This is a genomic window from Cupriavidus sp. (assembly GCF_057315035.1).
Map to the genome: position 1 here is coordinate 135,097 of NZ_DBHKYV010000017.1, position 6,727 is coordinate 141,823.

8 protein-coding genes are annotated in these 6,727 nt (G+C 62.6%); 6 read left to right on the plus strand and 2 right to left on the minus strand.

Going from position 1 to position 6,727, the window contains the following annotated elements; all coding sequences use genetic code 11:
• Positions 1–141: 141 nt before the first annotated feature.
• Together ACO550_RS20785 and ACO550_RS20790 are read right to left on the minus strand one after the other, a co-directional pair.
• Positions 142–783 (minus strand): DUF6988 family protein, encoded by a 642-nt coding sequence (locus tag ACO550_RS20785; protein ID WP_315593836.1) that lies wholly within the window; start codon positions 781–783, stop codon positions 142–144.
• A 3-nt stretch (positions 784–786) separates the two neighbouring features.
• Positions 787–1,305 carry a hypothetical protein gene (locus ACO550_RS20790; protein WP_315593837.1) on the minus strand — a complete coding sequence of 173 codons (519 nt, stop codon included), beginning with the start codon at positions 1,303–1,305 and terminating at the stop codon, positions 787–789.
• 159 nt (positions 1,306–1,464) lie between these two features.
• On the opposite strand from ACO550_RS20790, the gene ACO550_RS20795 reads away from it, so the two are divergent.
• Genes ACO550_RS20795 through ACO550_RS20820 form a run of 6 tightly spaced genes read left to right on the plus strand, consistent with a single transcriptional unit; the run spans position 1,465 to position 6,628 of the window.
• Positions 1,465–1,914 (plus strand): hypothetical protein, encoded by a 450-nt coding sequence (locus ACO550_RS20795; RefSeq protein ID WP_315593838.1) that lies wholly within the window; start codon positions 1,465–1,467, stop codon positions 1,912–1,914.
• Positions 1,914–3,374, plus strand: coding sequence for a 3'-5' exonuclease (locus ACO550_RS20800; protein ID WP_315593839.1), 1,461 nt, complete (start codon positions 1,914–1,916; stop codon positions 3,372–3,374). The genes ACO550_RS20795 and ACO550_RS20800 overlap by 1 nt, the downstream gene beginning before the upstream one ends.
• 11 nt (positions 3,375–3,385) lie before the next feature.
• Positions 3,386–4,615: a DUF1173 family protein gene (locus ACO550_RS20805; RefSeq protein ID WP_315593840.1), complete on the plus strand. Its 1,230-nt coding sequence runs from the start codon at positions 3,386–3,388 to the stop codon at positions 4,613–4,615.
• On the plus strand, positions 4,605–4,961 hold the full coding sequence (locus ACO550_RS20810; RefSeq protein WP_315593841.1) for a hypothetical protein: 357 nt from the start codon (positions 4,605–4,607) through the stop codon (positions 4,959–4,961). Before ACO550_RS20805 ends, ACO550_RS20810 begins: the two co-directional genes overlap by 11 nt.
• Before the next feature lie 36 nt (positions 4,962–4,997).
• Positions 4,998–6,143 carry a hypothetical protein gene (locus ACO550_RS20815; protein ID WP_315593842.1) on the plus strand — a complete coding sequence of 382 codons (1,146 nt, stop codon included), beginning with the start codon at positions 4,998–5,000 and terminating at the stop codon, positions 6,141–6,143.
• Positions 6,143–6,628: a hypothetical protein gene (locus tag ACO550_RS20820; RefSeq protein WP_315593843.1), complete on the plus strand. Its 486-nt coding sequence runs from the start codon at positions 6,143–6,145 to the stop codon at positions 6,626–6,628. Before ACO550_RS20815 ends, ACO550_RS20820 begins: the two co-directional genes overlap by 1 nt.
• Positions 6,629–6,727: the final 99 nt, after the last annotated feature.

Consider the following 6,727-nt stretch of genomic DNA (forward strand, 5'->3'; position numbering starts at 1 on the left):
GCTCCAATGGAGGATGGAGCCATGCCCATTAGGGACAAAGCCCCAATGGGTTGAAAAGAAGTAGATGGCCGGTACGCCGGCGAGGTCGATGCGCGGTAGCGCGGAGAATCCGGGGGATAGTACCGCGTGCCAGCGGCCTGTTCAAGTACCGAGCTTCATCGCCGGCATGCAATCCTCATAGTCCGTGCGGAGCGCGTGCACTGGAACCACATTCGCCTGCGCCTCAGTCGAAACCAGCGCTGCCATCTGTGCCGCGTATGTGACCAAGCCGTTAGCGCAACGCACCACATTGTCGATGAGTCCCATCGGATAACCGGTACCGGACCTGGACATAGGATGCATGCCCCCGTGCGTAAAGCTGTTCATGGCACGTAAGGATTGCTGGCGGTATTCGTCGAGATGCTCCACGATTCCTTTCACGCGAGGGTCTTCGAGTTTGAGCAGCTCGTCGAACATTACCTTCAGGCCCGGGGCCCTGTCCGCAGCCCGCGCCGACTCTTCACTAAGCGGCTCGTGATACTGCCGTACCCATTTCTCGCCTGCCGCTTCCAGCAGCCAAACGCCACGGATCAGGGTTTCGAACTGCGGTCGGAACAAAGCCATCGCTGCATTTGGCATCCTCATCGTGAGCAGCGCAACGGCGCCGGCGGCGTGCTCTACCGACATTAATGCGCATTGGTAAGCAGAGATCGTCCGGGGATGGTCTTTCGGGGTGGCACGGGCCATGCCGGCTACAGCGGCGTTGTGGAAATCAGCCGAGCGGCTCAGGATATCGACGGCCATGTGCTAGGCTCCCTTCGTTGCCTGCCGTGCCAGGCGATTCGCCGCGCGCAGACGGTTCACCACGGCCCAGCGCCGCTGCGAAACCTCTTCCGGGTTTTCCAGATTGGAATAGTCCTGCATTGGCCCATCGCCAATGAACGGCTTGTAGTCCTCTGGAAGCTTGCCTTGCGCCTTCAGCTTGTCGCGCTGCAGTCGCCCTAGCCCATCCGTTGATTCGGTGATGGCCACATAGTCCCAGCGCGCTGGCACGGCCGCTTCAGAGAACCAAACCTCCCCTTCCCCCTGGCCCACGAGCGCGACCACGTCGTACACGCTACCCACAGGCGACGGCACAGCGCGCACCTCGAAGCGCAGCACCTCCGGGCGGGGATGCCAAAACACACGATCGAGGTAGCGCTTGAAGATGACGGCGTCCAGCCGGGCGATATCGCCGTACTCCGGCTCTCCGGGTGCAATGAACTGCGGCTCGCTTTGGGGACGGTTGCCGAGGGATACCTCTCGGCTTATGGGTGTGTGCGACATGGCTTTCCGGTAAAAGGCGCCCCAAATTCTATAGCTTTCGGGCCTAAACCCGATGGAAATAACCCTGAGAATGGTTGGCGGCGAACTTCGCCCGCCGGCCGCCTTGACTTCGGCGTGGGGCCGGTATCTTGGGTTTAGACCATCCAATACCTACCCGCCATGCGATTTACCCGACACGGACGCCACGACCCCATCAATTTCAACACCCGCCGCCAGGCTGCCTTCACACGCAAGCAGCAACGCGAGCGCGACAGGTACCCGCTCTTTGCGGAGCACGTCGCGGCCGAGCAGCATTCGCCCGACGAGGAGTTCGCACGCCGACAGCGTCGTTCAGACAACCTGGAACGCACGACGCGCACCCTGCACGCCAGGATCTGGCGCGAAAAACGCGCTGTCTACTTTTCCCTCGCAGCCGACCTCCAAGCCGAAATCCGCGCCAAATGGTTGGCGTGGACGGGTCCCACAACCCCCTTCTATTTTGCCTACATCGTGGATAACGTCAGTGGCGAGTACGCGCGGCGCACGGAAGCCGCCCGCGAAAAGGAAGCGGCTATCCGCCTGCGCATCCGGGCCATGCTTCCGGAACAGACTGCCTTGGAAATCGCTTGATGGTGCCCACTGACGAGCAAGACGCCGTGGTGGGCGCCGTCAAGGCCGGTGGCGCCTTGAAGGTGAAGGCGTATGCCGGCGCCGGCAAGACGTCCACACTCAAGCTTGCCGCCCAGGCTCTGGGGCGCAAGCGGGGACTCTACATGGCGTTCAACCGCGATATCGCCGACGATGCCGCACGTAAGTTTCCCACCAATACCAAGTGTCGCACCGCACATTCCGTTGCCCGCGCCGCGACTCGGCCGGAAATCAGCCGCAAGCTCGACAATGCGCTTGAGCCGGCGCACCACCTTGCCGTGCGGTACGGCCTTGGCCCCCTCAAGCTGCCGACAACAATCGGCAAGGATCTCGAACTGAGCGCAAGCAAAGTCGCCCGCATGGTCGCGGATGGAGTCGCGCGGTTCTGCCGCTCGGCGCAGCCAGAGCCGCTCGCTTGGCATATCCCGGTTGAGGCCATCATCAAGGAAGAAGAAGCCGAGCATCTGCGTGCATCCCTTCTGCCGTTTGTTAAGCGCCTCTGGCAGGAATACACCGATCCGGCGGCGGCCGGTGCTATCAGTCACGATGTATATCTGAAGCTCTGGCAATTGAGTCGGCCACGCATAGGCGCCGATTTCATCCTGTCCGACGAAGCGCAGGATGCAGATGGCCTGATGCTCTCCGTGCTTCGGGCCCAACAATGCCAGGTGATCTACGTCGGCGACCCGTACCAGCAGATCTACGAGTGGCGCGGCGCAGTCAACGCGATGGACTTCATCAAGGCGCCCGAATGCGCGCTCACGGAATCGTTTCGCTTCGGTCCGGCCATCGCGCAACTCGCCAGCCGCATGCTTAGCCTGATGGACGAGGAGACGCCCGTGCGTGGCCAGGACCATATCCAATCGCGCATCCTCCACGACTCGGTGCCCGGCCAGGACCGCTTCGACGCGATTCTCTGCCGCAAGAACGCCACCGTCCTCACGCATCTCGCCGCAGGCATCGGACGCGGCGACCGCGTCGCCATCCGAGCCAAGCCGGACGAACTGCGAGCCTTTGCCGATGGCGCCGAACGACTGATGCGCGGCGAGCGCATCGCCTATCCGGCATCTCTTGCGCTCTTCGAAACCTGGGAGGAAGTACAGGAGTTTTCAGAGTCGCTGGCCGGCCGGGACCTGCAGCCGCTGGTCAAGCTGATCGACAGCGAAGGCGTCGACTACCTGCGCCTCATTCTTACGCGTGTGAGTCCCGAGAAGGAAGCCGATTACGTCATCTCTACCGCCCATCGCGCCAAGGGTCTGGAGTTCGACTCGGTCTATCTCGCCGGGGATTTCAAGTTCAAGACGGGTGACGAAGGCGAAACGACCATGACCGCTGAAGAGAAGCGTCTGCTCTACGTTGCCATGACCCGCGCCAAGCACGTATTGAACGTCAGCGAGATCCGGCGCGATCTCTACGCCATGTTCCGGGATGCCGGAGTCTAGGAGAACAACCCATGATCACCGTGCGAATCGGCGGAAACGAATTCCCGCTGGACGATGTGTTGGAAGACCCGGGCCGTTATGCTCGCCACCTTGAGCGCGCAAAGACGGTCCAAGGTTTCGCAGAATGCGGGTGCGTGCCGAGTCGGCCCAGGCCGAAGCTGGTCATTCGCCGACACCGCGATATCTTCTTGCTGGCTCGCTGGCCGGAGCAGGCACACCGCCACGGCGGCGCGTGTCCGTTCCATCGGCTGGCTCTCGCCAAATCAGGTGCCACAGACAATCTTGACGCCTTCCGTGAGCGCGATGGCCATCACGACATCCGCCTCGATGCCAGCCTTTCGGTCAGCACGCGCACTCCCACCAAGATCGTACAGAAAACGCCACAGGGCGAAAGTACCAAGCCCCAACGGCGATCGGCAGGCCTGCTCGCCTTTCTCGAATACGCGTGGGAGCAGGCGGGACTGAATGTCTGGTCCGGCGTTGGCGCGCGCGGCTGGAATGCATGCTGGTCCCAACTGACCACGGAGCTTGCCGATTGCCACATCAACGGCAAGCCTGCGGCAGAGTTGCTGCACGTCATGCAACGATGGGACTCGGCGCGCAAGGCAGAAATCCTGGCCGAGTTCGACGCGTGGCAGGCCCGCCTCGCCCCCAGTTCGGCGGGCAACCCACGGGGCATCGTTATCGGTGAGGTAGAGTCCCACGGCGCGACGCAGTACGGAGGCAAGCTCGTGTTGCGCCAGAGCACCCAGCGCTTTTTCATGGCGGCAGATATCTACGCCCGCCTGCAGGCTTCTTTCGGCGGAGCGCTCGCGGCCCTTGCCAAGGACGATCAACGCTGTGTCGCCGTCTTACTGGTGGAGCGGTCGAAAGCGGGCTACCTGACCGTGGTCGACGTGGCGGCGATGCTTGCAAACCGCCAGTTCCTACCGTGTGACTCGTCGTACGAAGTCGCCATGGCCGATCACCTGGTTGGCCTGCGCCGTGCGTTCCGCAAGCCCATGCGCCACATTGGCCGTGCCGCCGTCCATCCCGACTTCATATTGACCGATGTCGTACCGGAGGCTGTCATCGAGGTGCTGGGCATGACCGGAAACCCGGAGTACGACGCGCGTGTGGCGGCCAAGCGCCAGCACTATCGTGTACAGCGTGTCCCGTGCGTCGAATGGGATGCGGTGTCGACGCCCATTTCCGAAGTTCGGCTGCCTAAGCCCGAGTCACGCTCGCACGATGCACGCTGATCGCGAAGCCTTGTTCGCACGAACTCTGGCGCTTGTTCACGAGCATCGCGCAGCGTCTGTCGCACTCCTGCAGCGCCATCTTGGCGTCAGCCACGACACCGCAGAAGCGCTGCTGCTGCGCATGGCTTCCGAGACGACGGCTGTGCGGCGCATGCAAAACGGGTTGTTCCTCTACACGCACGGACCTATTGGCGAGGAACTGGCCGCCCTCCACGGCTTCGCACGGGTAGTCCTCGGCGCCCTTGCTGATGGCAGCGTCAATGCTGAGCAGCTGCGCGCGGCCGCCATCCGGTTTGGACTGAGCGATCCAGGCGCACTCGCCGGTTCGAACAACCCCGCCCGCTGATCAGGCTTGACTTTGACGCCCACCGGCTAGGCTGGATTGAACAAATACTATTCAGACCAAACAAAGACCGTGAGAACGAAATCATCCTTTGCCGGCATCCAAGACGCGCTGGATCGCATGGACGCCCTGCTTGACCCTTCCCTCGGCTTGTTGAACGTGCCGCCGGGATCAGCGACTGCCAAGGCTTGCCACCGCGACATGGCCACCATACGGGCCGCGCTCGACCGGAATGCCGGCGTTACGGAAGCCAATGTGCGGCTCGAAATGGAGCACGTGCTGCATACGCTCGATGGCGGCCGAATGATGGAGATGGACGGCGACAGGATCGTTGCAACCGTCATGGACCTGGTACAGCGTGCCTCCCTTGCCGGCGGACCTTCCTCGCCGTGGCAAAACGACCGTTGCGATCAAGGCGTATGCGACGAAGAGGATGACCACGATCGGCGTTGCACGGCTTGGCAAAACGCCTACCGTCTCACGAACGAACCGGTTACGACGCAAGGCCGCGTTGAGTACTGGATTCAAGAACTCCGCGGCAAAGCGCGCACCTGTCATGCGGTGGCGTCCGCCTTCAATGCGGATCCATCGGTCCAAATCGGTACGCCGGAAGAAGTCGCTGGCGGGATCGCCCAGGATGCGCACGCCTTCGATGCGGCCGCGGCCCTCATCGAAGACCTCGCAGCCGAGCTCGCCGCGCCCGCGGGCGAGCCGCCGCCGTTCACGGGGCATTGGCGGGGCGGTAATGGCGTGATCTCCTGCGGCACGCTGCGCATTTTCAGCGAGAACTTCGACACGAATCCGGCAAACGACGTGAAAGCTGCGATCGTGAAGTGGGTCTGCGACACCCTCAATGCCGCGCAACAGCCAGGCGCTGCACCCCGCCATGACTCTTCGGCCGACACCGATGTTGCGTGCGCGCCGGCTGCCGTTCCTGCCCCCTTTCACCCTCCATTACACCTGGTCAGCCACATCGCATCGCTGATCGCGGCGGATCTGCTCGGCCAGTCCAAGGAAGAGGATCGTCAGTTGGTTGCCCTGCGCCTCGTCGAACTCCTCGTGCGCGCCAACGCCCACCCGTGCTGCCCTCCACCTGTGGACAGGACCGAAGCGCGGGAACGCCAGCATCTCGGCTGTGCGCACTGCGGTACCGGCGTCTACTACGCTGCCCCCAGGCGCCAATGATGTCAAAGGACGATTGCTACTTCGGCAAGACCATTGCTGAGCACAGGGATGCCGGCACCTGCTGGCTTTGCGGCGGCCAGGTCGAGCGCGCGCAAGGCTACCACGGCGCCACGGGCGCCCATTGGGCTTGCAGCAAGGCTCTCATGACGCAGTTCGCTGCACTGAACCATACCGAAAAGTCGACGCCGATTCTTGCCCGTGCGAATGGCGGCTTCTTCGTACATACCGTCGACCCGGTAACCCGTGCTTCGTTGTGCGGACATAAGCCGAAGGACACAGCCCGCCAAATGCGACCGCGCGCGCGATGGATTCCGCTCGAGCGTGTCCCGCGTGGGCTCAAGCGCTGCCCGCATTGCGCTCGGATCCTCGCGAGTGCCGGCCAAGCAGGCGGCGCCCATCTGGCCGCGCCCCCCAATTCAGCTTCTGCCAACCATTCAGACCGAGATACCCGCACGCGGGATCTCTTTGAGGAAGAAGTCTCATGAGCGAAAACACGAATATCGAATGGTGTGACCACAGCTGGAACGCGTGATATGTAACCATCTGTCTGCTGCGTATTGCATGGGGCCTCGATATAATGCGAC

Coding starts and splice junctions, on each gene's coding strand:
- ACO550_RS20795 (WP_315593838.1), top strand. CDS start 1,465: ATGCGATTTACCCGACACGGACGCCACGACCCCATCAATTTCAACACC.
- ACO550_RS20785 (WP_315593836.1), bottom strand. CDS start 783: ATGGCCGTCGATATCCTGAGCCGCTCGGCTGATTTCCACAACGCCGCT.
- ACO550_RS20800 (WP_315593839.1), top strand. CDS start 1,914: ATGGTGCCCACTGACGAGCAAGACGCCGTGGTGGGCGCCGTCAAGGCC.
- ACO550_RS20820 (WP_315593843.1), top strand. CDS start 6,143: ATGTCAAAGGACGATTGCTACTTCGGCAAGACCATTGCTGAGCACAGG.
- ACO550_RS20790 (WP_315593837.1), bottom strand. CDS start 1,305: ATGTCGCACACACCCATAAGCCGAGAGGTATCCCTCGGCAACCGTCCC.
- ACO550_RS20805 (WP_315593840.1), top strand. CDS start 3,386: ATGATCACCGTGCGAATCGGCGGAAACGAATTCCCGCTGGACGATGTG.
- ACO550_RS20810 (WP_315593841.1), top strand. CDS start 4,605: ATGCACGCTGATCGCGAAGCCTTGTTCGCACGAACTCTGGCGCTTGTT.